Origin of the sequence: Variovorax sp. PDC80 (assembly GCF_900115375.1) — a bacterium.
Lineage (GTDB): Bacteria > Pseudomonadota > Gammaproteobacteria > Burkholderiales > Burkholderiaceae_C > Variovorax.
Window position 1 is genome coordinate 90,903 of the sequence record NZ_FOWG01000019.1, and the last position, 25,370, is coordinate 116,272.

Below are 25,370 nucleotides of genomic sequence, written 5' to 3' on the forward strand. Positions count from 1 at the left end.
GGCGACAGCCATTGATGATTTATCGGCGGCGTTTCAATGCCGGAATGGCATCAAAGCGGAAATATTTCATGCTGCCGGGTAGAAATTTTTGGTCGCAATTGATTACATTTGCGGGCAACACAAAAAGACGAGGGGAGGGATTCCCATGGAGCGAACGAACCGCCGCGCCCTGCGCGCGTTGCTGGCCATCCTTGCCACCGCCGCGGCGGCGAGCCTGCTTCCCGCCTGCGCACCCGCGGTGCGCAGCGTGCCGACCCAGCTCTCGGCGGTGGATCCATCGAGCAAACCGGTGGACCTGCGTTTCACCGCGCCGCTGGAGATTCGCCTGCCGACCGGCTACGGACGCCAGATCCCCGCCAGCAGCCGCTGGGTGCCGGCCGGGCGCCTGAGCGAAGGCTCCGTGTACCGACCCGTCGATCTCGTGTTCAGCATCGAAGGCCAGCAGGTCCACGAGGCCTGGCTGGTCGTTCGCAATGGCGTGCTGCAAGGCTTCTACCTGCCTGCCGAGGCGCGCTTCTCCCTGCTCGATCCCCCAGTACAACTTCCAAAAGGAACTCAACCGTGAGAAGAACCGTTCTGAAATTCGCCGCGCTCGCGGCCGTCGTCGTGCTCGCCGCAGGCTGCGCCAGCGGCGTCAAGTACCAGGACATGGCCGCCTCGATGCCCAGCGTCAAGGCCGGCGAGGGCCGCATCTACTTCTTCCGTTCGTCCTCGATGTTCGGCGCCGCGATCCAGCCCGACATCCGTCTCAACGACACGGTGGTCGGCACCTCCAAGCCGGGCGGTTTCTTCTACGTCGACCGGCCGGCCGGCAACTACGTGGCGGCGGCCGCGACCGAGACCGAGAAGACCGCCAGCTTCACGCTCGCGCCCAACGAGATCAAGTACCTGCGCACCTCGCCGAGCATGGGCCTGATGGTCGGTCGCATCGTCGTCGAGCTCGAGTCGGCCGACAAGGCCAAGGCCGAGCTGCAATCGCTGAGCTACACCGGCACGGTCGCAGCCGCCAAGTAAGGCCTGCATTTTCCCGGGTCCGGCGGGCATCGCGCCCCATGCCGGACCCGCCTCGCGCGCTGGCGCTCCCCGAGCCTGCCGCCGCGCACGAGGGCTGTCCTGTACGGGCATCCAGTTGTTTGGCGGCGACTGACTACAATCCGCCCCCATGGCGACTCCCCCCAAGACTCCAACCAGTTCCTCCGACGCCTCCGGCTACTCCGAAGGCTCGATCCGCGTGCTCAAGGGCCTCGAGCCCGTCAAGCAGCGCCCGGGCATGTACACCCGCACGGACAACCCGCTGCACATCATCCAGGAAGTGCTCGACAACGCGGCCGACGAAGCGCTCGCGGGCCACGGCAAGAAGATCAAGGTCACGCTGCACGCCGACGGCTCGGTCAGCATCGAGGACGACGGCCGCGGCATCCCGTTCGGCCTGCATCCCGAAGAGAAGGCGCCCGTGATCGAGCTGGTCTATACCCGGCTGCACGCGGGCGGCAAGTTCGACAAGGGCTCGGGCGGCGCCTACAGCTTCTCGGGCGGCCTGCACGGCGTGGGCGTGTCGGTGACCAATGCGCTGTCGAAGCGGCTCGAGGTGGCGACGCACCGCGAAGGCTCGGTGGCGAAGCTGGCCTTCAGCGGCGGCGACGTGATCGAGGCGCTCGAGGTCCGCAAGCTCGAGGCCGGCGAGCGCAAGCAGGGCACCACGGTGCGCGCCTGGCCCGACGCCAAGTACTTCGAGACCGTCGCGCTGCCGATGGGCGAGATCACCCACCTGCTGCGCAGCAAGGCGGTGCTGATGCCCGGCGTGAGCGTCACGCTGGTCAACGAGAAGACCAAGGAAACGCAGCAGTGGCTCTACAAGGGCGGCCTCAGCGACTACCTGATGCAGACGCTCAACGGCGACCCGGTGATCCCTCTGTTCGAAGGCAGCGGCCATGCCGACAAGAACGCCGACAACTTCGCCGAGGGCGAGGGCGCCGACTGGTGCGTGGCCTTCACCGAGGACGGCCAGCCGGTGCGCGAGAGCTACGTCAACCTGATTCCCACCAGTGCCGGCGGCACGCACGAGAGCGGCCTGCGCGACGGCCTGTTCACGGCGGTCAAGGGCTTCATCGAGCTGCACTCGCTGCTGCCCAAGGGCGTGAAGCTGCTGCCCGAGGACGTGTTCGCGCGCGCCTCCTACGTGCTGAGCGCCAAGGTGCTCGATCCGCAGTTCCAGGGCCAGATCAAGGAACGCCTGAACTCGCGCGACGCGGTGCGGCTGGTGTCGAGCTTCGTGCGCCCGGCGCTCGAGCTGTGGCTCAACCAGCACGTCGACTACGGCCGCAAGCTCGCCGAGCTGGCGATCAAGGCCGCGCAGACGCGCCAGCGCGCCGGCCAGAAGGTCGAGAAGCGCAAGGGTTCGGGCGTGGCCGTGCTGCCCGGCAAGCTGACCGACTGCGAGAGCAAGGACATCAGCCACAACGAAGTCTTCCTGGTCGAGGGCGACTCGGCCGGCGGCAGCGCCAAGATGGGCCGCGACAAGGAAAGCCAGGCCATCCTGCCGCTGCGCGGCAAGGTGCTCAACACCTGGGAGGTCGAGCGCGACCGGCTGTTCGCCAACACCGAAATCCACGACATCTCGGTGGCCGTGGGCGTCGATCCGCACGGCCCCGACGACACGCCCGACCTGAGCGGCCTGCGCTACGGCAAGATCTGCATCCTCTCCGATGCCGACGTGGACGGCTCGCACATCCAGGTGCTGCTGCTCACGCTGTTCTTCCGCCACTTCCCGAAGCTGATCGAAACCGGCCACGTGTATGTCGCGAAGCCGCCATTGTTCCGGGTCGACGCGCCCGCGCGCGGCAAGAAGCCGGCCTCCAAGGTCTATGCGCTCGACGAGGGCGAACTGACCGCCACGCTCGACAAGCTGCGCAAGGACGGCGTGCGCGAAGGCGCCTGGAGCATCAGCCGCTTCAAGGGCCTGGGCGAAATGAGCGCGGAACAATTGTGGGAAACCACGCTCAATCCGGACACCCGGCGCCTGATGCAGGTCCAATTGGGCCGTTTCGACTTCAGCGCCACCCAGGGCGAGATCACCAAGCTCATGGGCAAGGGCGAAGCGGCGGCGCGGCGCGAACTGATGGAACTGCGCGCCGACGACGTCGACATCGATGTTTGATTCCACCCCGCATGTCTCTCCTCAAGCCTTCGTTGCTCCTGGCCTTCCTGCTGCTCGCGCTGCAGGGGCCGGCGCGCGCCGCTGACGTCTACGGCTACATCGACGCCAACGGCGTGGCGCACTTCGCGGCCGAGAAGGTCGACGAGCGCTACCAGGTGTTCTTCCGCGACGGCCAGAGCTTCGACACCACGCAGGGCATCTCGCCGTTGAGCCGGTTGGGCCGCGGCGACCGCAAGCTCGATGGCAAGGTGTCGCCGGCCTCGCAGACGCTGCTGGCCATGTTCGAGGCCTCGCCGAGCTACAAGATCGCCAAGAGCGCGCTGCGCGATGCCTCGAACAAGCATGCGATCGACTACGAGCTGCTGCAGGCGCTGATCGCCACCGAGTCGGGCTTCGACGCGCAGGCCGTCTCGCCCAAGGGCGCGCGCGGGCTGATGCAGCTGATGCCCGGCACCGCGCAGCGCTACGGCGTGGCGGGCGACCAGCGCGCGAGCCTCGAGAAGAAGCTGTTCGACCCGCGCATCAACATCGCCGCCGGCTCGCACTACCTGCGCGACCTGATCGCGATGTTCCCGGGCCAGATCGAGCTGGCGCTGGCGGCCTACAACGCGGGCGAGGGCGCGGTGCAGCGCGCGGGCAACAAGATCCCGAACTACAAGGAAACGCAGAACTACGTGCAGACGGTGCTGCAGCTCTATGCCTACCTCAAGCCCTCGGTGGCCCGGGGCGGCAGCCTGCGCGGCGGCAAGACGCCGGGGCGCATCCGCATGGAGATGACGGTGCCCGCCGGCGGCGCGATCGGCCGCGGCAACATGCCCTCGGATTCGCCGCGCAGCCTGCCGGCGATGCCGGCCGTGCCCGAGTCGGCCGCGCCGCCCGCGGCCGATGCCGGCGAGCGATCCGCCGCGCCGCTCTCGTGAGCACGGCGTCCCGCGAGCGAGCGCCTTCGCCCGCCCCGACCATCCCAAGAACGAGGAGACCGCGATGCAACGCCGAGATTTCGTCCTGGCCGGCGCCGCCGCGCTGAGCGGCGCCGCGCGCGCCCAGCATCCGGCTTCGCACGCGGCGCCGCAGCCCGTGCCGTCCTCGGCCGAGCCCTATGCGCGGCTGCAGGGCGGCGTGCCGCATCACATGACGCCCGAGCAGGAGGCGCAGCGCGTCACCGACAGCCCCGCGCCGCGCGGCCCGCAGGGGCGCTGGGCGGCGCGCGCGGCGCTGCCGATCCCGCGCAGCGAGATGGCCTGGGCCACGGCCGCGCAGGGCCGCATGCACGTGGTGGGCGGTTACGGCGAGGGCGCGGTCAACCGCGACTACCACCACATCTACGATCCGCAGGCCGACCGCTGGCTCGACGGCGCACCGCTGCCGCGCGGCGCCAACCACGTGGCCGTGGCGGCCGACGGCGGCCGGGTCTATGCGCTCGGCGGCTTCGTCGAGCAGAACCGGCGCTCCGACACGAATGCCTACGTCTACGAGATCGCGGCCAATCGCTGGACCGCCATCGCGCCGCTGCCGCGCCCGCGCGGCGCGGCAGCCGCCGTGGTGCTCGACGGGCAGCTGCACCTGATCGGCGGCGCCTCCGAGCCCGCGGCCGAACGCGCCAGCGTGGGCTGGCACGAGGTCTACGACCCGAAGGCCGACCGCTGGAGCGCGCGCAAGCCGCTGCCCGGTGCGCGCGACCACGTGGGCTGCGTGGCGCACGGCGGCCTGATCCACGTGGTCGGCGGGCGCTTCAACACCTTCGAATACAACACCGACCTGCACCACGTCTACCTTCCCGCGCGCGACACCTGGGAGCCGCGTTCGCCGCTGCCCACCGCGCGCTCGGGCCATGGCCTGGTGGTCTATCGCGACCGCTTCTTCGCCATGGGCGGCGAGGGCGGTTTCCTCGTCGGCGGCGTGCCGCGCCAGGCCAAGGTCTTCGGCCAGATGGAAAGCTACGATCCGGTGGCCGACAGCTGGCAGCGCCATGCGCCCATGACCACGCCGCGCCATGCCGTCGGTGCCGCCGTCATCGGCGACTGGATCTACGTGGCCGGCGGTGGCGCCGTGCTCGGCGGCTCGGTGCAGTCGGCGGTGCACGAGGCCTTCACGCTGGGCTGAGCGCTTTCGTCGCCCCTTCTTTTTTCGTTTTCTCACCCGCTCTTTCATGGACTCCCAACCCCCGCTCGATCTCCTGCCTCCCGGCGACGACAACAACGGCGGCGACGGCACCTCGCTCACGCTCGCCGACTATGCCCAGACCGCCTACCTCGAATACGCGCTGAGCGTGGTCAAGGGCCGCGCGCTGCCCGACGTGTCGGACGGCCAGAAGCCGGTGCAGCGGCGCATCCTGTATTCGATGTCGCGCATGGGCCTGGGCTTCGGCGGCACCAACGGCACCGTGGGTGCCAAGCCCGTGAAGAGCGCGCGCGTGGTCGGCGACGTGCTCGGCCGCTTCCATCCGCACAGCGACCAAGCCGCCTACGACGCGCTGGTGCGCATGGCGCAGGACTTCTCGCAGCGCTATCCGCTGGTCGACGGCCAGGGCAACTTCGGCAGCCGCGACGGCGACGGTGCCGCGGCCATGCGCTACACCGAGGCGCGCCTCGCGCGCATCACCAGCCTGCTGCTCGACGAGATCGACGAGGGCACGGTCGACTTCATCCCCAACTACGACGGCAGCACCGAGGAGCCGCGCCTCCTGCCCGCGCGGCTGCCGTTCACGCTGCTCAACGGCGCCAGCGGCATCGCGGTCGGCCTGGCCACCGAGATCCCGAGCCACAACCTGCGCGAGATCGCCGATGCCTGCGTGGCGCTGATCAAGTCGAACGGCAAGCTCAGCGAGGAAGAGCTGTTCGCCATCGTGCCCGGCCCCGACTATCCGGGCGGCGCGCAGATCATCAGCAGCGCGGGCGACATCGCCGATGCCTACCGCAGCGGCCGCGGCTCGCTCAAGGTGCGCGCGCGCTGGAAGATCGAGGACCTCGCGCGCGGCCAGTGGCAGCTGGTGGTCAACGAGCTGCCGCCGGGCGTGAGCACGCAGAAGGTGCTCGAGGAGATCGAGGAGATCACCAACCCCAAGGTCAAGGCCGGCAAGAAGGCGCTGAGCACCGAGCAGACCCAGGTCAAGGCCGCGATGCTCTCGGTGCTCGACGTGGTGCGCGACGAGTCGAGCAAGGATGCCGCCGTGCGCCTGGTGTTCGAGCCCAAGACCTCGCGCATCAGCCAGGAGGAGTTCATCACCACGCTGCTGGCGCAGACCTCGCTCGAAACCTCGTCGTCGATCAACCTCACGATGGTGGGCATCGACGGCAAGCCGACGCAGAAGTCGCTGCGGCAGATGCTCAACGAGTGGATCGCGTTCCGCGAGATCACCGTCGAGAAGCGCTCGCGGCACCGGCTCGACAAGGTGCTGGACCGCATCCACATCCTCGAGGGGCGGCAGCTGGTGCTGCTCAACATCGACGAGGTGATCGCGATCATCCGCGCCGCCGAGGAACCGAAGGCCGCGCTCATCGCGCGTTTCAACCTCAGCGATCGCCAGGCCGAGGACATTCTCGAAATCCGCCTGCGCCAGCTGGCGCGGCTCGAAGCCATCAAGATCGAGCAGGAGCTCAAGAACCTGCGCGAGGACCAGAAGAAGCTCGAGGACATTCTCGGCAACCCCGCGGCGCTGCGCCGCCTGCTGGTCAAGGAGATCGAGGCCGATGCCAAGACCTTCGAAGACCCGCGCCGCACGCTGATCCAGGCCGAGAAGCGCGCCGTGGCCGAGGTCAAGGTGGTCGACGAACCGGTCACAGTGATCGTCTCGCAGAAGGGCTGGGTGCGCGCGCAGAAGGGCTGGGCCAGCGAGAAGGCCGCGGGCAACGGCGCCGCGGCGCCCGAGTACAGCTTCAAGTCGGGCGACTCGCTCTACGGCGCCTTCGAATGCCGCAGCGTCGACACGCTGCTGGTGTTCGGCAGCGCCAAGGACAAGAGCGTGCGCGTCTACACCGTGCCCGTGGCCTCGCTGCCGGGCGCGCGCGGCGACGGCCAGCCGGTCACCACGCTGATCGAGCTCGATGCGGGCACGCATGTCACGCACTACTTCGCGGGCCCGGTCGCGGCCAGCCTGCTGCTGGCCAACTCGGGCGGCTACGGCTTCATCGCCACGGTCGAGAACATGATGTCGCGCCAGCGCGGCGGCAAGGCCTTCATCGACGTGGGCGAGGGCGAGCAGCTGTGCCGGCCCTCGCTGGTGGGCGGTGCCGGCGGCGCCGAGCCGATGCCCATGGCCACGCACGTGGCCTGCGCCTCCACGGGCGGGCGCATCCTGACCTTCGAGATCGCCGAGCTCAAGAGCCTGCCCAAGGGCGGCCGCGGCCTCACGCTGATCGACCTCGAGCCCAAGGACACCCTCGCGGGTGCCGCGGCCTACACGCGCAGCGTGAAGATCGAGGGCATCGGCCGCGGCGGCAAGGAGCGCGACGAGACGCTCGAGATCCGCACCCTCAACAACGCACGCGGCGCCCGCGCGCGCAAGGGCAAGGCGGCCGACCTGGGCTTCAAGCCGACCAGCATCGTGCGGGTGCTCTGATGGGCGGCCTCGACATCAGCACCATCGGCTTCGTCATCGCGATCGTGACCGGCATCGGGAGCTTTCTCGTGGGCCGGCACTTCCGCGGCAAGCGCGCCGAGAAGAAGCGCGCGAAGGACCGCGTGGCGGCGCAGGCGCTCGAGACGCGCCAGCAGCGCCGCGCGCGCGAGCGGCGCGAGCGCGGCTAGCCGCTCGCTACGCTTTACTTCAAGCCTTCCCACCAGCGCACGTTGGTGCGCGCCTGGCCCACCGTCAGCACCTCGCCGATCACCGGCGTGGCCAGTTCGATCTTGCGCTCCTGCGTGAGCTTCGCGATGCGGTCCAGCGGGTCGTGCCAGCTGTGGAAGGCGAGGTCGAAGGTGCTGTTGTGCACCGAGTACAGCACCTTGCCGCGCAGGTCCTCGAAGGCCTGCACGCTCTGCTCGGGCGTCATGTGGACCGCGGGCCAGTAGGCGTCGTAGGCGCCGTTCTCCATCAGCGCGAGGTCGAAGCCGCCGAAGCGCTCGCCGATCTGCTTGAAGCCCGGGAAGTAGCCCGAGTCGCCGCTGTAGAAGATGCGCTGCTCGCCGCTTTGCACCACCCACGAGGCCCACAGCGTGCGGCCGCGGTCGGTCAGCGAGCGGCCCGAGAAATGCTGCGCCGGCGTGGCCGTGAGCTTCACGCCGTCGTGCTCGCCGCCCTGCCACCAGTCGAGCTCGCTGATGCGCTCGGGCGGCACGCCCATCGCGACCAGCCGCGCCTTCACGCCCAGCGGCACGAAGTAGTGCTGCACCCGCTTCGCGAGGTACTCGATGGTGTAGACGTCGAGGTGGTCGTAGTGGTCGTGCGAGAGGATCAGGCCCTCGATCGGCGGCAGGTCCTGCAGCGCGATCGGCGGCTGATGGAAGCGCTTGGGCCCCGCGAACGAGAACGGCGACACGCGCTCGCCGAACACCGGGTCGATCAGCCAGTACTTGCCGCGCAGCTTGAGCAGGTGCGAGGAATGGCCCAGGCGCACCACGTGGTTGGCCTGCGCATCGAGCGCCGCCAGCGCGGCCGGCGTCAGCGGCTTCACGGGGATCGCATCGGTGGGCACCGAGTCGGTCTTGGTCTCGAAGAAGAAGCGGGTCCAGATCTTCCACGTGCTCTGGTTGGGCAGCACGTCGGGGTTGTCCATGTTCTCGAAGGTGCAGCCCTTGAACTGCGGCGAGGCGTCGTAGCGGACCTCGCAGCCGCTGTTGCTGCTGCAGCCGGCCAGCAGCGCGCAGGCGGCCGCGAAGGCGGCGGTGGCGCGCCTGCGCAGGCGCTGCGAAAGGGAAGGAGCGTTGGGGTCGGTCATGGCAGGTGTTGTGTGGTTCTGCGGGCGGCGCGAGCTTAGCGGCGGGTGCGCGGGCAATGGTTTCAACGTCAGAAACATTCGCCGGGCAGGGGCATTGGTGCGTCCTGTGCGATCCTTCGGCCCTGCCGTCCCGCGCACCAGAAAGGGTTCCCATGACACTCGCCGTCCTCGTCATCGACATGCAGCGCGGCCTCGTCGACGACGCCCCGCGTCCGCACGAAGCCGCCGCGGTGATCGAGCGCATCAACGCGCTCACCGAGCGTGCCCGCGCGGCCGGCGTGCCGGTGGCCTTCATCCAGCACGAGAACGAGGTCGACCTGGTGTTCGACTCCGAGCGCTGGCAGCTCGCCGGCGCGCTCAACACCGACACGCGCGACGCGCGGCTGCGCAAGACCACGCCCGATTCCTTCCTGCGCACGTCGCTCGATGCCTGGCTCTCGGAGCGCGGCGTGAAGCGCGTGGTGGTCTGCGGCTATTCGTCGGAGTTCTGCGTCGACACCACGGTGCGCCGCGCGGCCGGGCTCGGCTACGCGGTGACGCTCGCGGCCGACGCCCACACCTCGCACGACAAGCCGCATGCCACGGGCGCACGGATCCGCGCCCACCACAACGCCACGCTCGCGGACATCACGAGCTTCGGCGTGCCGATCCGCGCGGTCGACAGCGCGCAGGTGTCGTTCGGCGGTTGAAGCCGGCGCGGGGCTTCAGTCCGCTCCCGGCCGCCACACCCGCACCAGCGCCCCGAGCTTCTCCCGGAAGCTCATGCGGTCGTTCGACAGCACGTCGATGAAGTCCGACAGCCGCTGCGACTTGACCATGGTGTAGACCGTGAGCCAGGTCGTGAACACCAGCACCACGCCGAACCAGATCGCCTTGCGCCACAGCGGCGCCTCGGCTTCGGCCAGCAGGTTCATGCCGAGGAAGCCGGTGGTGATGGTGCCGATCAGGCCGAACAGGGTCACGACCGTGAGCCGCACCACGGTGTTGGCCTGGCGCCGCAGGCTGTCTGCGTCGAGGTAGGTGTTCATGTCGGCGATGCGCTCCTTGACCTCGTCGTAGAGCGGATCGAGCCCGAGGTGGGTGGCGCACAGGTGCGACAGCGCGCGCACCTGCGCCTGCTCGGAGATCTCGTGGAACCAGTAGCGGTGCGTGAAGCGCAGGAAGCGCTCGAAGCTCGCGCGGATCGCGCGCTTGAAGCGCTTCACGCTCGGCGTGCTGCGGATGTCCAGCCGCTTGAGCGCCTCCACCAGCTGGTCCGAGAACATCAGCAGCGAGGCCTTCTGGAAGTGCGCGATCAGGAACAGCAGGAAGTGCTGGTGGCGGAACTGCGCCAGCACGCCGCGGTCGCGGCAGCAGAAGAACTCGGAGCGCGCATCGCCCACCACGATCAGCGCATGGCCGTTGCACAGGTAGCGCGTGTGGGGGGCCGCGCCGGCATCGACCCAGAAGCGGTCGTAGCAGTAGCGGCTCTCGAAGTCGGCCAGGTGGTGGTCGGCATAGGGCAGGTGGTCCTGGCGTCCCGCGAGCGCCGCCTCGGCCTCGCCCGCGCCCGTGACCAGGCCGAGGCGGATGAAGTCGTTGCGCGTGAGCCGCTTCGGATCGTCGAGCGACAGGTAGGCCATCACCGGCATGCGGTAGTACTCGATCTGCCGGTAGCGCAGCGAGCCCTTGTCCTCCGAATGGTCGCTCACCAGCGGCTGCATCAGGTAGGCCCAGTGGGCGGCGATGCGCGGCGCGCGGTGCTGCGCCACGTGCGAGATGAAGGCCTCGCTGTGCTGCGCGTCGGAGCTGGCGAGCACGCGGCCGTCGGCGGCCAGCCATTCGACGCTGGCCATGCAGTGCAGCGCGCCGCCCTCGGCATCCCAGCCCGCGGGATAGGCGCGGCCGAAGCGGTAGAGCAGCTCCTGCGCCTGCGCCAGGCTCAGGTCGTTCACGCCGACCTCGAGATTCAGCAGCACCACGTCGACGTCGAAGAAGAAGTAGAGGTCGCAGTGCACCACCTCGAGCGTGATCGGTGCCTCGCCGGCGCGCGTGACCACGCGCACCGCGGCGATGTCGTGGCGGCGGAAGATGCGCATCGGCGAGTCGCCGTCGCTGCCCGATTCAGGCCCGCCGGCCTGCGCGCGCGAGCGGCCCTCGCCGTAAAGAAAGCGCTGCACGTAGGGCAGGAAGCTCACGAACTCGTTGTAGTGGCGCTGGTGGAAGCGGCTGCTGTCGCCCGTGTATTCGTCGATCTCCTCGCGCCAGGGCGAGGCCTCGCCCATCTCGCGCAGCAGGTGCCACGGCGCCTGGTGCGCGGACTTGGCATCGCGCACCGGCATCAGCCGCACGGGCCACAGCAGGGCCTGGCGCAGGTGCTTCACGGCGGGGGCATGGGCGGAGGTCTCGGCAAGCATGGCGCCGGGGTCTGCGGCCATGTCGTCCAGCTGCGCGGTCGTGGGGTCGGCCAGGGGTGTGAGCATCGCGGGAGTGTAGGCAGCGGCCCCCCGCAAAGACCGACTAGGGTAATCCCTCGGTCATCGTGAAACCGGTTTCATATAAGCTGCAAGCATTGCTTTTCCACTGTGCGCGTGCACCCGCGCCGCAGCCGGACCATGAACTACCAGTTTCAATTCGACGCCGTCTTCGCCGCCTGGCCGCTGCTGCTCAAGGGCACGTGGATCACCGTCCAGCTGTCGCTGGTCGCCACCGTGCTCGGGCTGGTGGTGGCCATCTTCTGCGCCTGGGGCAAGACCTCGGGGCCGGGCTGGCTGCGCTTCGTGATCAACGCCTACATCGAGGTGATCCGCAACACGCCGTTCCTGGTGCAGCTGTTCTTCTTCTTCTTCGCGCTGCCGGCCATCGGGCTGCGCTGGTCGCCGCAGACGGCCGCGCTGGTGGCGATGGTGGTGAACCTCGGCGCCTATGCCACCGAGATCATCCGCGCCGGCATCGAATCCATTCCCAAGGGCCAGATCGAGGCGGGCCGCGCGCTCAACCTCAAGTCCTGGGAGATCTTCCGCTTCATCATCATCAAGCCCGCGCTCAAGGCCATCTATCCCGCGCTCACCAGCCAGTTCATCCTGCTGATGCTGAGCTCGGCGGTGGTCTCGGTGATCTCGGCCGACGACCTGACCTCGGTGGCCGCCAACCTGCAGTCGCAGACCTTCCGCAGCTTCGAGATCTACATCGTGGTCGCGGCCATCTACCTCGCGCTGGCGCTCGCCTTCTCGGCGATGTTCAAGCTGATCTACAAGCGCACGCTCAACTACCCGGACCGCCGGTAAGCGTCGACCGACGGAGACCACCACACCATGCGCACCTTCGGCTTTCCCGAATTCCTCTTCATCCTCGAAGCGGCCCAGTGGACGCTCGCGCTGTCGGCCATCGCCTTCGTGGGCGGCGCGATCCTGGGGCTCGCGATCGCGCTCATGCGCACGTCCGAATCGGCGTGGGCACGCGGCGTCTCGACCACCTTCATCCAGATCTTCCAGGGCACGCCGCTGCTGCTGCAGCTGTTCCTGGTGTTCTTCGGCGCGCCGGTGCTGGGGCTGGACATCAACCCGTGGGTCGCCGCGGGCGTGGCGCTGGTGCTCAACAGCGCGGCCTTCCTCGGCGAGATCTGGCGCGGCTGCATCGAGGCCATCCCGCGCGGCCAGTGGGAGGCGGCGCAGGCGCTGAGCCTGAGCTACAGCGCGCGCATGCGCGACGTGGTGCTGCCGCAGGCCTTCAGGATCGCGCTCGCGCCCACCGTGGGCTACCTGGTGCAGATCATCAAGGGCACGTCGCTCGCGGCCATCATCGGCTTCGTCGAGGTCACGCGCGCCGGCCAGATCGTCAACAACGCCACCTTCCAGCCGCTGGTCGTGTTCTCGGTGGTGGCCGCCATCTACTTCGTCATCTGCTGGCCGCTGTCGCTGCTGGCCGCGCGCATGGAACGCAAGCGCGCACGCGCGCTGGCCCGCTGATTTCCCCGTTCGCCATCTTCCCCGTTGCTTTCGTTTTTTCCGTCGCTTCCTTTCTTTTTCAGGAGACACATCCCATGACCCGCACCACCACCCGCCGCGCAGCGATCGCAGCCCTCGGCCTCGGCGCCGCCCTCACCGTGTTCGCCCCCTTCGCCTCGGCGCAGAGCGTGGCCGACATCAAGAAGAAGGGCGAGATCACCATCGGCATGCTGGTCGACTTCCCGCCCTACGGCACCACCGACGCGAAGAACCAGCCCGACGGCTACGACGCCGACGTGGCCAAGCTCTTGGCCAAGGACTGGGGCGTGAAGGCCAACATCGTGCCGGTGACCGGCCCGAACCGCATTCCCTTCCTGCTGACCAACAAGGTCGACCTGCTGGTCGCCTCGCTGGCCATCACGCCCGAGCGCGCGAAGCAGGTGCAGTTCTCGCAGCCCTACGCGGCCGCCACCATCGTGCTGTACGGCGCGACCAAGACCCCGATCAAGGCCGCCGGCGACCTCAAGGGCCTGCGCGTGGGCGTGGCCCGTGCCTCGACCCAGGACGTGGCCGTGACCAAGGCCGCGCCCGAAGGCACCGAGATCCGCCGCTTCGACGACGACGCCTCGGCCATGCAGGCCCTGATCTCGGGCCAGGTCGACGCCATCGGCTGCTCGGTGACCGTGGCCGCCCAGATCGCCAAGCGCGTGCCCGCCGGCACCTACGAAAACAAGTTCACGCTGGTGCAGCAGTCGATGGGCATCGCGCTGCGCCCGGGCCAGGACGAGCTGACCAAGGCCGTCAACGACTTCGTGGCGAAGAACACCGCCAACGGCGAGCTCAACAAGCTCTACCAGAAGTGGCTGCAGGCCGACCTGCCGAAGATGCAGTAAGCCGGGAGCGGAACACCCCATGACCGACCCCATCATCCGCATGGAAGCCGTCAACAAGTGGTACGGCGACTTCCAGGTGCTGACCGGCATCGACCTCAGCGTGCGCGCGGGCGAGCGCATCGTGATCTGCGGGCCCTCGGGCTCGGGCAAGTCGACGCTGATCCGCTGCATCAACCGGCTCGAGACGGTGCAGAAGGGCCGCATCGAGGTCGACGGCATCGATCTCACGGCCGGCGGCAAGAACGTCGACGCGGTGCGGGCCGAGGTCGGCATGGTGTTCCAGCAGTTCAACCTGTTCCCGCACCTCACGATCCTGCAGAACTGCACGCTGGCGCCGATGCGCTCGCGCGGCATGACGCAGGCGCAGGCCGAGGAAGTGGCGATGAAGTACCTCACGCGCGTGCGCATTCCCGAGCAGGCCCACAAGTACCCGAGCCAGCTCTCGGGCGGCCAGCAGCAGCGCGTGGCGATCGCGCGCGCGCTGTGCATGACGCCCAAGATCATGCTGTTCGACGAGCCCACCTCCGCGCTCGACCCCGAGATGGTCAAGGAAGTGCTCGACACCATGATCGGCCTGGCCGAGGACGGCATGACCATGCTGTGCGTGACGCACGAGATGGGCTTCGCGCGCAGCGTGGCCGACCGAGTGATCTTCATGGCCGAGGGCAGGATCGTGGAGCAGGCGCCGCCCGAGGAGTTCTTCGGCAATCCCCAGAACGAGAAGACCCGGCAGTTCCTGGGCCAGATCCTCAGCTCGCACCAGGCCCACTGATGTCCTTCGAGGTCCTGATTTCCTTGTCCTCCTTCGGCGCGGCCGAGGTGGGACGCCATGGCCAGCTCTGGTGCTCGCAGCTGTCGAAGCGCGCGGGCGCCGATTCGGTGGAGGTGCGCGGCGAGATGCTGCGCGACGCCGAGGCCGAACTGCCGGCGCTCAACGGCCTGGCCTCGGTCTACTCCAGCCCCGAGGGCCTGTGGGCCCAGGGCGGCTGGCTCGACAGTGCCGCGCTCAAGCGCGGCATCGCGGCCGCCACGCGCGTGGGTGCGAAGCGGCTGAAGATGTCGATCGGCGACTTCCAGCCGTCCTCGCACGGCTCGCTGTGGGGCCTCAAGGTCGAGCTGGCCGAGACCCGCGTCGAGCTCGTGATCGAGAACGACCAGAGCGTGCGCGCAGGCACCGTGCCCGCGCTGCAGGCCTTCTTCGAAGCCGCCGACCGCGCGGGCGTGTCGCTGGGCATGACCTTCGACATGGGCAACTGGCACTGGGTCGGCGAATGCCCGCTGCTGGCCGCGCAGGCGCTCGGCCAGCGCGTGCGCTACGTGCATTGCAAGGGCGCGCAGCGCCTGCCGCACAAGTGGGTGGCGGTGCCGCTGGGCGACTCGGTGGCACCCTGGCGCGCCGTGCTGCGCGCGCTACCGGCCGACGTGCCGCACGCCATCGAATACCCGCTCGTGGGCGACGACCTCGAGGCCGTCGTCCGCACGCAGATCGACTTCATCCGCGCCGCGCGCGCGTAGCGAAACCACTCACACCGATGACAGAACCCACCGCCTTCGACGTCGCCCTGTTCGGCGAGGCCATGCTGCTGCTCGTGGCCGACCGGCCGGGGCCGATCGAGGATGCGCAGTCCTTCCACAAGCGCACCGCCGGCGCCGAGACCAACGTGGCCATCGGCCTGTCGCGCCTGGGCCTGAAGGTGGGCTGGGCCAGCCGGCTCGGCACCGACTCGATGGGCCGCGCGCTGCTCAACGCGATGCGCGCCGAGGGCATCGACTGCTCGCACGTGATCGCCGACGCCACCCAGCGCACCGGCTTCCAGTTCAAGGGCCGCGTCACCGACGGCAGCGACCCGCCGATCGAATACCACCGCAAGGGCTCGGCCGCGAGCCACATGGGCCCGGCCGACATCGACGAGCCCTGGCTGCGCTCGGCGCGCCACCTGCATGCCACCGGCGTGTTCGCGGCCATCTCCGAGACCAGCCTGCAGGCCGCGCTGCGTTCGATGGACGTGATGCGCGCCGCGGGCCGCACCATCTCCTTCGACACCAACCTGCGCCCGACGCTGTGGTCCTCGAAGGAGACCATGCGCCACTGGATCAACGAGCTGGCAGCGCGCGCCGACTGGGTGCTGCCCGGCATCGAGGAGGGCCTGCTGCTCACCGGCCACGACCAGCCCGAGGACGTGGCGCGCTTCTACCGCGAGCGCGGCGCGAAGCTGGTGGTGGTGAAGCTCGGCGCCGAGGGCGCCTACTACGACAGCGACGTGGCCGGCACCGGCCGCGTCGAGGGCTTCCCGGTGAAGGAAGTGATCGACACCGTGGGCGCGGGCGACGGCTTCGCGGCCGGCGTGGTCAGCGCGCTGCTCGAGGGCCGCAGCGTGCCCGAGGCGGTGCGCCGCGGCGCCTGGATCGGCGCGCGCGCGGTGCAGGTGCTCGGCGACACCGAGGGCCTGCCCACGCGGGCCGAACTCGAAGCGGCGGGGCTCTGAACGCCATGGCTTCTTCCTCGCCTTCCACCCGCAAGAACGTCCTCGTCTTCCGCACCCTGCCCGAGGACCAGCTCGCGCGCCTGCAGGCTGCGCACGAGGTCGTCGTGGCCGATGCGCGCCAGTCGCCCGAGGCCTTCGCGGCCGCGCTGCCCGCGGCGCAGGGCCTGATCGGCTCGAGCGTCAACTTCAATGCCTCGATGCTCGACGCGGCGCCCCGGCTCGAGGTGATCTCGAGCGTCTCGGTCGGTGTCGACAACTACCCGCTGACCGAGCTGCGCCGCCGCAACATCGTGCTGTGCCACACGCCCGACGTGCTGACCGAGACCGTGGCCGACACCATGTTCGCGATCCTCATGGCCACGCAGCGCCGCGTGGTCGAGCTCTCGACCCTGGTGCGCGAAGGCCGCTGGACGAAGAACATCGGCGAGGACCTGTTCGGCACCGACGTGCACGGCAAGACGCTCGGCATCCTCGGCTTCGGCCGCATCGGCCAGGCGGTGGCGCGCCGCGCCGCTTTGGGCTTCGGCATGCCGGTGCTCTACCACGCGCGCCGCGCGGTCGACCTGGCCGCGCAGGCGCCCGAGCTGCAGGGCCGGGCCACGCACACGCCGCTCGACGAGCTGCTCGCGCGCGCCGACATCGTGCTCGCGATGCTGCCGCTGACCGAGGCCACGCGCGGCATGGCCGACGCCGCCTTCTTCGCGCGCATGAAGCGCGGCGCCGCCTTCATCAACGGCGGCCGCGGCGCGACCGTGAACGAGCAGGCGCTGCTCGACGCGCTCGACAAGGGCACGCTGCGCGCGGCCGGCCTCGACGTGTTCGCCAAGGAGCCGCTGCCGGCCGATTCGCCGCTGCGCACCCATCCGCGCGTGACACCGCTGCCGCACATCGGCTCGGCCACGCACGAGACCCGGCATGCGATGGCCGAGCTCGCGACCACCAACCTGCTGCAGGTGCTGGCCGGGGAGACGCCGACCGCGCCCTACGACACGGCCAGCGCATGACCGAACCCAGGTATTTCTCCCTCCCCCGCTGGGGGAGGGCAGGGGTGGGGGCTCCGGGCCTTTGCACCGGCAGCAGCGCGTCGGTGGCCGCATGCCCCCATCCCGGCCTTCCCCCAGAGGGGGAAGGAGGAAGACCATGAAAGCCACCGGGCGCGCCACCATCGCCGACGTGGCGCAGGCCGCGGGCGTCTCCAAGGCCACGGTCTCGCGTTTCCTCAACCACCGCGAGCGGCTGCTGAGCCCCGACATCGCCGCGCGCGTCGAGGCCGCGATCGCCCAGCTCGCCTATTCGCCGAGCCCGATGGCGCAGGCGCTGAGCCACGGCCGCTCGCGGCTCATCGGCCTGATCGTGGCCGACATCACCAACCCCTATTCGGTGGCGGTGCTGCGCGGCGCCGAGAAGGCCTGCCAGGACGCCGGCTACCTCGTGATGCTGTTCAACCTCGGCAACGAGAGCGAACGCGAGCGCGAGGCCATCGACGCGCTCGCGGGCTACCAGGTCGACGGCTTCATCCTCAACACCCTGGGCCGCGGCAGCGGCGTGTTCGACGCGGTCGCGCTGCACGGCAAGCCCGCGGTGCTGGTCGACCGGCGCCACGCGGGCATGCACACCGACTTCGTCTCGCTCGACAACGAGGCCGCGATGAAGGCCACCTGCGACCACCTGGTCGAGGGCGGCTTTCGCGAGCTGCTCTACGTGACCGAGCCGCTCGCGGGCGTGAGCTCGCGGCGCGAGCGGACCGCGGCCTTCGGCGCCTGCGTGACCGCGAACGGGCCGCGCATGGCCGGCGAGGTGTTCGAGAGCGTGGAGGGCGAACAGCAGGCGCTCGACGATGCGCTGGCGGCGCTGCGCAAGCGCGCCAAGCGCGGCCGGCGCGCGGCCGTGGTGGCGGGCAATGCGGTCGTCACGCTGCGCGTGGCGCAGGCGATGGCGCGGCTGGGCTGGCAGTTCGGCGCCGACCTCGGCTTCGTCGGCTTCGACGATCCCGAATGGGCCTCGCTGATCGGCCCGGGCTTGAGCACCGTGGCCCAGCCCACCGACGACATCGGCCGTGCCGCCGCTAGCTGCCTGATCGACCGGCTGCGGGGGCTCGAAAGCCCGCCGCGGCAGTTGCTGCTGCCGGGGCAGTTGCAGGTGCGGGGCTCGTCGAAGGCGCCTGTCCCCGCGTAGCCGGATCGGCTTCGGCTGCGAAGCGCGCAGGCCCGCGCATCCAGTCGGCCGCGCGCTCGGCGATCATCACCGTGGGTGCGTTGGTGTTGCCGCCGATCAAGGTCGGCATCACCGAGGCATCGACCACGCGCAGGCCCTCGATGCCGCGCACGCGCAGCCGCGGATCGACCACCGCCCCCGCGTCGTTGGGCGCGCCCATGCGGCAGGTGCCGACCGGGTGGTAGATGGTGTCGGCGCGCGCGCGGATCTGGCGCACCAGGTCCTCGTCGCTGCGCGCATCGGCCGTGTAGAGCTCACGCTGGCGGTACTTCGCGAGCGGCGCCGCCTCCATGATCTCGCGCGTCTTCTTCACGCCCTGCAGCAGCAGCGCGAGGTCCTCGGGGTCGGACAGGAAGCGCGGATCGATGCGCGGCGCCGAGGCCGGGTTGGCGTCGGCCAGCCGGACCTCGCCGCGGCTCTTCGGCCGCAGCACGCAGACATGGCACGAGAAGCCGTAGCCCGCATGCAGCTTGCGCGCATGGTCGTCGGTGATGGCGATCACGAAGTGCAGCTGCAGGTCGGGCCGGCGCAGCTCGGGCGAGGACTTGACGAAGGCGCCGCCCTCGGCGAAGGGCGTGGCGATCAGGCCGGTGCCGGTCCTGCGCCACAAGAGCGCCTGGCGCAGCAGGGTCCAGCTCGCGCCGAGGCCGATGCCGAACAGGTCGCGGTGCTTCGAGCGGTAGGCGAGGATGAAGTCGAGGTGGTCCTGCAGGTTGCGCCCCACGCCGGGCAGCGCCTGCTGCACCGCGATGCCGTGCTGCTGCAGCTGCGCGGGATCGCCGATGCCCGAGAGCATCAGCAGCTGCGGCGAATGGAAGGCGCCGCCGCACAGCGCCACCTCGCGCCGCGCATGGATGCGCTCGACGTTGCCGCCGCGGCGCACCTCCACGCCCACGGCGCGGCCATGCTCGATCACCACGCGCAGCGCCTGCGTGTGCGTGAGCACCGCGAGGTTGGGGCGCGTCATCGCCGGGTGCAGGTAGGCGGCCGCGGCCGAGCAGCGCTCGCCGTTCCTCGCGCCGCCATGGAACTGCGTGACCTGGTAGAGGCCCGCGCCTTCCTGCTCGATGCCGTTGAAGTCGTCGTTGAAGGGCACGCCGGACTGCACCGCGGCGCGCACGAAGTCCTCGCTGATGGCGCGCGGCGTCTGCTGGTCGGCCACCTGCAGCGGACCGTCGGCGCCGTGCAGCGGGCTCGCGCCGCGCTGGTTGCCCTCGGCGCGGCGGAACCAGGGCAGCACGTCGCCGAAGGACCAGCCGCTGCAGCCGGCGCGCTCCCAGTCGTCGTAGTCCTCGCGGTGGCCGCGCACGTAGAGCATGGCGTTGATCGCGCTCGAGCCGCCGAGGCAGCGCCCGCGCGGCTGGTAGCCGCGGCGGCCGTCCAGGCCCGGCTGCGGCTCGGTGCGCAGCGCGTAGTTGTTGATCGGCGGGCGGCCCGGCAGCATCGCCACCGTGGCGGCCGGCGCGCGCACCAGGATGCCGCGGCCGTCGCCGCCGGCCTCGATCAGGCACACGCGCACGCGCGCGTCCTCGCTGAGCCGCGCGGCGAGCGTGGCGCCCCCGGAGCCGCCACCGACGATCACGTAGTCGAACTCCATCGCCCCGCGTCCTTTCCTGCTTCTTCTTCGATTGCGCCGATGCCGGCCCGTGGACTGTAGGAACGAAACGGGGCGGGGCGCCTAGCGTTTTCCCGTCGGACCAAAGTGGCACTGTCGCGTGCGCGACGCGTGTAATAGGAACCTCCGACGGGGTTTCCCCTGGCGGGGCCGACAGGCGAATGACAGTTGCGCGGTCCACACTCGGCGAAGAACAACGACAGCTCCCGGAGACCGCCGCCATGCCGCCACTTTCTTCTTCCTCCTCCTCTTCTTCCTTCCCCGCGCTCTCGCGCCGCGGCGCGCTGCGCCTGTCGCTCGGCGGCATGGCGATGGCCTCGGTGCCCGGCCTCGGCTGGGCCGCCACCGGGCTGGCCGCGCCGGTGCCCGCCGACGGCCTGCCGCGCGGGCGGCCCGAGGCGCAGGGCGTGTCGTCGGCGGCGATCCTGGCCTTCCTCGACGAGGCCGAGCGCGGCGCCTTCGAGCTGCACGGCTTCATGCTGTGGCGCCGCGGCCAGGTGCTGGCCGAGGGCTGGTGGGAGCCCTACGGTCCGCAGCGCCGCCACATGACGCATTCGCTGACCAAGAGCGTGACCGTCTGCGCGGTCGGCATGGCGGTGGCCGAGGGGCGCTTCGGGCTCGACGACAAGGTGGTGTCCTTCTTCCCCGAGCACCTGCCGCCGGTGGTGAGCCCGAACCTCGCGGCGATGACGGTGCGCGACCTGCTGACCATGCGCACCGGCCACGCCGCCATGACCTCGGGCTCGGTGTGGCGCCAGATCCGCACCAGCTGGATCGCCGAGTTCTTCAAGATACCGGTGGTGAATCCGCCCGGCACGCAGTTCGTCTACACCAGCGCCGCCACCTACATGCTGTCGGCCATCGTGACCAAGACCACGGGCCAGCCGGTGGCCGACTACCTGAAGCCGCGCTTCTTCGATCCGCTGGGCATCACGGGCTACGAATGGGAGGTCGGGCCCGAGGGCATCTCGCCGGGCGCCAACGGCCTGAGCTGGAAGACCGTCGATTCGCTCAAGCTCGGCATCCTGCATGCGCAGAACGGCGTGTGGAACGGCAGGCAGGTGCTCACGAAGGAATGGGTCGACGCGGTGCACCAGCCGCACACCAAGGACAAGTACGGCTACCAGTGGTGGCTGGGCCCGAACGGCGCCTACAACGCCGACGGGCTGTTCGGCCAGTACGCGGTGGTGTTCCCCGCGCACGACGCGGTGCTTGCGATCAACGCGGCGCTGCCGCCGAAGGCCGGCTTCAACGCGGGGCTGCTCTACAAGCATTTCCCGGCCGCGTTCGAGAACGCACCGGCCGACGGCGGCCAGGCCAGCGCCGCGCTGCGCCGCCGCATGGCGGGCCTGCGCCTGCTGCCGCCGGTGCGGCCGACCGCGTCGCCGGTGGCCGCGGCCGTGTCGGGCCAGCGCTACGAGTTTCCCGACAACCCCGACCGGATCAAGGCCGCGCGCCTGGACTTCGGCGCCGAGGCCTGCAGCTTCACGCTCGAGGACGAGCGCGGCACGCACACGGTGCAGGTGGGCCTCAGGAAGCCGATCGAGGGCGACACCACCATGACCGGCAACCGCCTGCACCACGAGTACCAGCCCGCGGTGATGCGCGTGGTGGCGAGCGGCGAATGGCTCGACGAGCGCACCTTCGTGATGAGCTGGACCTTCGTCGAATCGGCCTTCCGCGACACCGTGACCTGCCGCTTCGCCTCGCGCTATCTGCGGCTCGACCGCAGCGTCAACGTGAACTCGAGCGCGACCGAGATGCCGACGCTGACCGGCGCGCGCACGGTGAGGGCGGCCTGACAACTACGAAAGGTCGTAGGCCTTGCCAGCGCGGCACGGCGGCCGCGATGGCCTCTTGTCCTGCACGCGGCGGCGGCGTCCGCAACCTTTGGCGACACGCTGCGACGGATTAAAACCTCTGGTATCGAAAACCAAATGGAGGCCCGATCCGTGAATGAAGAACATCACTACCTCGACCAGTTCGAAAGCTTTCTGAAGCGCCGCGAGCAGGCGGCCGACATCTCGGTCAGCGTCACGGTCGAGATCGAGGAGCGGCAGCCGCGCGGCGTGCCCGAGAACTTCTGGACCGGCGCCGAGGCGCGCACGGCTGAACGCGGCGTGGCCGCGCATTAGATCCTCGATGCCGGGGCGCCTGCTCCGGCTCAGGCCGCGCGCAGCCAGACCTTGCCGTCGGCCGATTCCTCCACCGCCAGGGGCACCAGGCGCGCTCCCTTGCAGGGGCCGCCCACGCACAAACCCGTGTCGGGCTCGTAGATCGCGCCGTGCCGCGCGCACATCAGGAAGCGGCCCGAGCGCTCGAGCACCTGGCCCTCGAAATCGATCGGTCCGCCCACGTGCGCGCACTGGTTGAGGTAGCCATGGACCCGGCCCTGCCAGCGCACGACGAAGGCCGGCCCGCGGCCCGGTGCCTCGAACTTCACCGCGTCGCGGGATTCGGGCAGCACGTCGCAGATCAGCAGTGCATCGGTCATGGTCGCGAAGACATTCAGGGCGGGGAGGGCTGCGACAGCACCCACTGCGCGAGCCGGCGCGATTCGTCGAGGCTCATGTGGGGCTGGCGCGGCATGATGACGCGGCCCCAGGCACCGACGCTGCCGTCGCGCAGCTTGTCGGCCAGCCGGGCCGGTGCCTCGGGATCGTGGCGGTAACGCGCCGCGATCTGCGCGAAGCCCGGGCCCACCTGCTTGCGCACCATGCCGTGGCAACTGAGGCAGGCATAGCGCGCGACCGGCTCGCGCAGCGGCGCCGGGATCTCGTCGGCCGCGGCCGCCAGCGGCGCGATGGCCGCGAGCGGCAGTGCCACCCACAGGGACCGCGGCAGGCGAATCAGCCGATCTCCGCGATCAGTTCGATCTCGACGCAGGCGCCCATCGGGATCTGCGCCACGCCGAAGGCGCTGCGCGCATGCGCGCCCTTCTCGGGACCGAAGACCTCGGCGAACAGTTCGCTCGCGCCGTTGGTCACGAGGTGCTGCTCGGTGAAGCTGCCGACCGAGTTGACCAGGCTCATCACCTTGACGATGCGCTTGACCTTGTCGAGGTCGCCCACGGCCGCGTGCAGCGTGCCCAGCAGGTCGATGGCGACCGCGCGCGCGGCCTGCTTGCCCTGTTCGGTGCTGACGTCGGCGCCGAGCTGGCCGGTCCAGACCTTGCCGTCCTTCTTGGCGATGTGGCCCGACAGGAACACGAGGTTGCCGGTCTGCACGAAAGGCACGTAGGCGGCGGCCGGAACCGAGACCGGCGGGAGGGTGATGCCGAGGCTGGAAAGCTTATCGTAGACGCTCATGAAGAAGGCTCCTGGTGAGACGGTGGTGAAGGCGGCCGCGCGGAGGGCGGCTGCGGGGAATCGACCGGCGTTTGCACTGACGTTTGTACCGGCGAAGCCGCGATCGTAGGCGACGCCGCGGCCGAAGGCCCTGCGCCGCCGGGGGCTTGCGGCGACTCGAGCTCGTCGACCGGCTGCACCGTCACGCCCACGTGCAGCGTGTGGCGCGCGCCGCCATGCAGCACGCCGCGCATCGGCGAGACGTCGGAGTAGTCCCGGCCGATCGCCAGCGTCACGTAGTCCTCGCCAGGCTGGCGGCCGTTGGTGGGATCGAAGTCGGCCCAGTCGCCGGCGCTGTCGGGGCCGTCGCCTTCGCCGGGCAGGTAGACCGAGACCCAGGCGTGCGAGGCATCGGCGCCGATCAGCCGCGGCTGGCCCGGCGCCGGCTGCGTCAGCAGGTAGCCGCTGACGTAGCGCGCCGGCAGGCCCATCCCGCGGAAGCAGGCGATCATGATGTGCGCGAAGTCCTGGCACACGCCTTTGCGCTGGGCCAGCGCCTCGGCCGCGGGCGTGTTGATCTCGGTGCTGTCGGCGTCGTAGTCGAAGTCGCGGTGGATGCGCTCGGTGAGGTCCATCGCCACGTCGAAGGCCGGGCGGCCCGGCGCGAAGCTCGCGCGCGCATAGGCGACGAAGTCGTCGTGGCGCGGCACGTAGGGCGAGGGGAAGACGAACTCCGAGGCCGGGTCGAACAGCGCGTCCTTGCGGAAGCGGAAGCGCTCGCGCACCGACTCCCACGGCAGCTCGCGCGCCACCGCGCTCGAGAGCACGGGCGCCGAGGTCTCGACCACGCTCTCGGCCGTGACCACCAGGCTGTCGTGCGTGGTGTCGAGTGCGAAGAAGGCGCGCACGTTGCCGTAGAGGTCGGCCTGCTCGACGCGCTGCGCGGGCGAAGGCTCGATCGCGAGCCGGTGGCTCAGCAGGCGCTGCGAGGGCGTGACCAGCGGCCGCAGGTGCGCGAGGTGCTGCGCGGTCTCGACCGGCGGCGAGTACTCGTAGCGGGTTTCGTGGGTGACGTGGAGTCGCATGGCGTGCGCCGTGGGTTACTTCGACGCGGCGCCGAAGTGCGCGGCGTAGATGCGGTCGTAGCTGCCGTCGGCCTTGATCTCGGCCAGGCCCTTGTCGAGCTTGGCGAGCAGCTCGGCGTTGCCTTTCTTCACCGCGAGGCCGTACTGCTCGGTCGCGAAGCCGGCATCGCTCACGGTCTTGAAGCCCGCGCCCGCGTTGTTCGCGAGGTAGTGCGCCACCACGCCGTTGTCGGCCACCACCGCCTGCACGCCGCCGGCCTCGAGCTCCTTGAGCGCGAGCGGCGTCGATTCGAAGCGCTTGATGTTCGCGCTCGATTTGCCCAGCAGCTTGCCGACCACCTCGTCGCCGGTGGTGCCGTTCTGCACGCCGACCTTGAGCGTCTTCAGGTCCTCGAAGCGGGTCACGCTCGCATCGCTCTTGATCGCGATCAGCTGGCGCGCGTCGAAGTAGGGCTGCGAGAAGTCCATGGTCTGGCGGCGCTCGGGCGTGATGGTGATGGCCGACACCAGGAAGTCGCGGTCGCCCTGGTCCAGCGTGTTGAAGATGCCTTCCCACGGCGTGTTGACGAACTTCACCTCGATGCCGGCCTTCTTGGCGACGGCGTTCACGATGTCGATGTCGAAGCCCACGATCTCGCCTTTCTCGTTCTGCGATTCGAAGGGTGTGTAGGCGGCATCGGTGCCCACGACCAGCACGCGCGCGGCGGGTGGCGCTGCCGAAGCGGCGGCGGGCGCGGCGGCTTCCTGCTTGCCGCAGCCGGCGAGCGCGAGGACCGCGGCGAGGCCGGCGGCGGCCCGTGCGAAACGTCGGTGGATGATGGTCATGGGGAG

Annotated in this window: 26 protein-coding genes; 18 read left to right on the forward strand and 8 right to left on the reverse strand. The window is 70.0% G+C overall.

The annotated features are described in order from the left end of the window. The first annotated feature begins 145 nt into the window (after window positions 1–145). From BM109_RS37375 to BM109_RS37405, 7 genes are all read left to right on the forward strand, one after another. On the forward strand, window positions 146–565 hold the full coding sequence (locus BM109_RS37375; RefSeq protein WP_093354668.1) for a hypothetical protein: 420 nt from the start codon (window positions 146–148) through the stop codon (window positions 563–565). Then, window positions 562–1,014: a DUF2846 domain-containing protein gene (locus BM109_RS37380; RefSeq protein ID WP_093354670.1), complete on the forward strand. Its 453-nt coding sequence runs from the start codon at window positions 562–564 to the stop codon at window positions 1,012–1,014. The genes BM109_RS37375 and BM109_RS37380 overlap by 4 nt, the downstream gene beginning before the upstream one ends. A 148-nt stretch (window positions 1,015–1,162) precedes the next feature. Further along, the gene (locus BM109_RS37385) at window positions 1,163–3,157 is read left to right on the forward strand and encodes a DNA topoisomerase IV subunit B (RefSeq protein WP_093354673.1); all 1,995 of its coding nucleotides are present in this window, start codon (window positions 1,163–1,165) and stop codon (window positions 3,155–3,157) included. An 11-nt stretch (window positions 3,158–3,168) separates the two neighbouring features. Then, window positions 3,169–4,077, forward strand: a complete 909-nt coding sequence (locus tag BM109_RS37390) for a lytic transglycosylase domain-containing protein (protein ID WP_093354676.1) — start codon at window positions 3,169–3,171, stop codon at window positions 4,075–4,077. 64 nt (window positions 4,078–4,141) lie between these two features. After that, window positions 4,142–5,260, forward strand: coding sequence for a Kelch repeat-containing protein (locus tag BM109_RS37395; protein ID WP_093354678.1), 1,119 nt, complete (start codon window positions 4,142–4,144; stop codon window positions 5,258–5,260). 46 nt (window positions 5,261–5,306) lie between these two features. Next, window positions 5,307–7,715: a DNA topoisomerase IV subunit A gene (parC, locus tag BM109_RS37400; RefSeq protein ID WP_093354681.1), complete on the forward strand. Its 2,409-nt coding sequence runs from the start codon at window positions 5,307–5,309 to the stop codon at window positions 7,713–7,715. After that, entirely contained in the window at window positions 7,715–7,903 is a 189-nt protein-coding gene (locus BM109_RS37405) for a hypothetical protein (protein ID WP_093354683.1), read from the forward strand. Before parC ends, BM109_RS37405 begins: the two co-directional genes overlap by 1 nt. 14 nt (window positions 7,904–7,917) lie before the next feature. Here the strand turns inward: BM109_RS37405 and BM109_RS37410 are convergent, their stop codons facing one another. Beyond that, the gene (locus BM109_RS37410; protein WP_093354686.1) at window positions 7,918–9,033 is read right to left on the reverse strand and encodes an MBL fold metallo-hydrolase; all 1,116 of its coding nucleotides are present in this window, start codon (window positions 9,031–9,033) and stop codon (window positions 7,918–7,920) included. Window positions 9,034–9,185: 152 nt separating this feature from the next. Between BM109_RS37410 and BM109_RS37415 the strand changes: the two genes are divergently transcribed. Beyond that, on the forward strand, window positions 9,186–9,722 hold the full coding sequence (locus tag BM109_RS37415) for a cysteine hydrolase family protein (RefSeq protein WP_093354688.1): 537 nt from the start codon (window positions 9,186–9,188) through the stop codon (window positions 9,720–9,722). Window positions 9,723–9,737: 15 nt separating this feature from the next. Here the strand turns inward: BM109_RS37415 and BM109_RS37420 are convergent, their stop codons facing one another. Continuing rightward, a complete protein-coding gene (locus tag BM109_RS37420; RefSeq protein WP_371269420.1) occupies window positions 9,738–11,450 on the reverse strand; it encodes a hypothetical protein in 1,713 nt (570 codons plus the stop codon). Window positions 11,451–11,627: 177 nt separating this feature from the next. On the opposite strand from BM109_RS37420, the gene BM109_RS37425 reads away from it, so the two are divergent. The 8 genes from BM109_RS37425 to BM109_RS37460 all read left to right on the forward strand — a co-directional run bounded on the left by BM109_RS37425 (window position 11,628) and on the right by BM109_RS37460 (window position 18,513). Continuing rightward, complete coding sequence (locus BM109_RS37425; RefSeq protein ID WP_057595383.1) at window positions 11,628–12,299, forward strand: amino acid ABC transporter permease; 672 nt, start codon at window positions 11,628–11,630, stop codon at window positions 12,297–12,299. Window positions 12,300–12,326: 27 nt separating this feature from the next. Continuing rightward, window positions 12,327–12,980 (forward strand): amino acid ABC transporter permease, encoded by a 654-nt coding sequence (locus BM109_RS37430; RefSeq protein ID WP_093354691.1) that lies wholly within the window; start codon window positions 12,327–12,329, stop codon window positions 12,978–12,980. Between the two features lie 74 nt (window positions 12,981–13,054). Next, window positions 13,055–13,852 carry a transporter substrate-binding domain-containing protein gene (locus tag BM109_RS37435; protein WP_093354693.1) on the forward strand — a complete coding sequence of 266 codons (798 nt, stop codon included), beginning with the start codon at window positions 13,055–13,057 and terminating at the stop codon, window positions 13,850–13,852. Between the two features lie 19 nt (window positions 13,853–13,871). Further along, on the forward strand, window positions 13,872–14,624 hold the full coding sequence (locus BM109_RS37440) for an amino acid ABC transporter ATP-binding protein (RefSeq protein ID WP_093354696.1): 753 nt from the start codon (window positions 13,872–13,874) through the stop codon (window positions 14,622–14,624). Continuing rightward, window positions 14,624–15,367 (forward strand): sugar phosphate isomerase/epimerase family protein, encoded by a 744-nt coding sequence (locus BM109_RS37445; protein ID WP_093354698.1) that lies wholly within the window; start codon window positions 14,624–14,626, stop codon window positions 15,365–15,367. The genes BM109_RS37440 and BM109_RS37445 overlap by 1 nt, the downstream gene beginning before the upstream one ends. 17 nt (window positions 15,368–15,384) lie before the next feature. Beyond that, complete coding sequence (locus BM109_RS37450) at window positions 15,385–16,338, forward strand: sugar kinase (RefSeq protein ID WP_093354701.1); 954 nt, start codon at window positions 15,385–15,387, stop codon at window positions 16,336–16,338. Between the two features lie 5 nt (window positions 16,339–16,343). Further along, window positions 16,344–17,342, forward strand: a complete 999-nt coding sequence (locus tag BM109_RS37455) for a 2-hydroxyacid dehydrogenase (protein WP_093354703.1) — start codon at window positions 16,344–16,346, stop codon at window positions 17,340–17,342. 136 nt (window positions 17,343–17,478) lie between these two features. Next, complete coding sequence (locus BM109_RS37460; protein ID WP_093354706.1) at window positions 17,479–18,513, forward strand: LacI family DNA-binding transcriptional regulator; 1,035 nt, start codon at window positions 17,479–17,481, stop codon at window positions 18,511–18,513. Here the strand turns inward: BM109_RS37460 and BM109_RS37465 are convergent. Continuing rightward, window positions 18,404–20,149: a GMC family oxidoreductase gene (locus BM109_RS37465; RefSeq protein ID WP_093354708.1), complete on the reverse strand. Its 1,746-nt coding sequence runs from the start codon at window positions 20,147–20,149 to the stop codon at window positions 18,404–18,406. The two genes, BM109_RS37460 and BM109_RS37465, sit on opposite strands and share 110 nt — an antisense overlap. 239 nt (window positions 20,150–20,388) lie before the next feature. Here BM109_RS37465 and BM109_RS37470 point away from each other — a divergent pair, with 239 nt between their 5' ends. Both BM109_RS37470 and BM109_RS37475 read left to right on the forward strand, forming a co-directional pair. Next, window positions 20,389–21,969 carry a serine hydrolase domain-containing protein gene (locus BM109_RS37470; RefSeq protein WP_177239560.1) on the forward strand — a complete coding sequence of 527 codons (1,581 nt, stop codon included), beginning with the start codon at window positions 20,389–20,391 and terminating at the stop codon, window positions 21,967–21,969. Between the two features lie 150 nt (window positions 21,970–22,119). After that, the gene (locus BM109_RS37475; protein ID WP_143129335.1) at window positions 22,120–22,302 is read left to right on the forward strand and encodes a hypothetical protein; all 183 of its coding nucleotides are present in this window, start codon (window positions 22,120–22,122) and stop codon (window positions 22,300–22,302) included. Window positions 22,303–22,331: 29 nt separating this feature from the next. On the opposite strand, the gene BM109_RS37480 is transcribed toward BM109_RS37475, so the two are convergent. Genes BM109_RS37480 through BM109_RS37500 form a run of 5 tightly spaced genes read right to left on the reverse strand, consistent with a single transcriptional unit; the run spans window position 22,332 to window position 25,364 of the window. After that, a complete protein-coding gene (locus BM109_RS37480; protein WP_093354716.1) occupies window positions 22,332–22,661 on the reverse strand; it encodes a Rieske (2Fe-2S) protein in 330 nt (109 codons plus the stop codon). Window positions 22,662–22,675: 14 nt separating this feature from the next. Further along, window positions 22,676–22,993, reverse strand: a complete 318-nt coding sequence (locus tag BM109_RS37485) for a c-type cytochrome (protein ID WP_256223037.1) — start codon at window positions 22,991–22,993, stop codon at window positions 22,676–22,678. 23 nt (window positions 22,994–23,016) lie between these two features. Continuing rightward, complete coding sequence (locus BM109_RS37490; protein WP_093354718.1) at window positions 23,017–23,475, reverse strand: RidA family protein; 459 nt, start codon at window positions 23,473–23,475, stop codon at window positions 23,017–23,019. Further along, entirely contained in the window at window positions 23,472–24,539 is a 1,068-nt protein-coding gene (locus BM109_RS37495; protein WP_093354721.1) for a transglutaminase family protein, read from the reverse strand. Before BM109_RS37495 ends, BM109_RS37490 begins: the two co-directional genes overlap by 4 nt. A gap of 15 nt (window positions 24,540–24,554) precedes the next feature. Further along, a complete protein-coding gene (locus BM109_RS37500) occupies window positions 24,555–25,364 on the reverse strand; it encodes a basic amino acid ABC transporter substrate-binding protein (protein ID WP_093354723.1) in 810 nt (269 codons plus the stop codon). Between the last annotated feature and the right edge of the window lie 6 nt (window positions 25,365–25,370).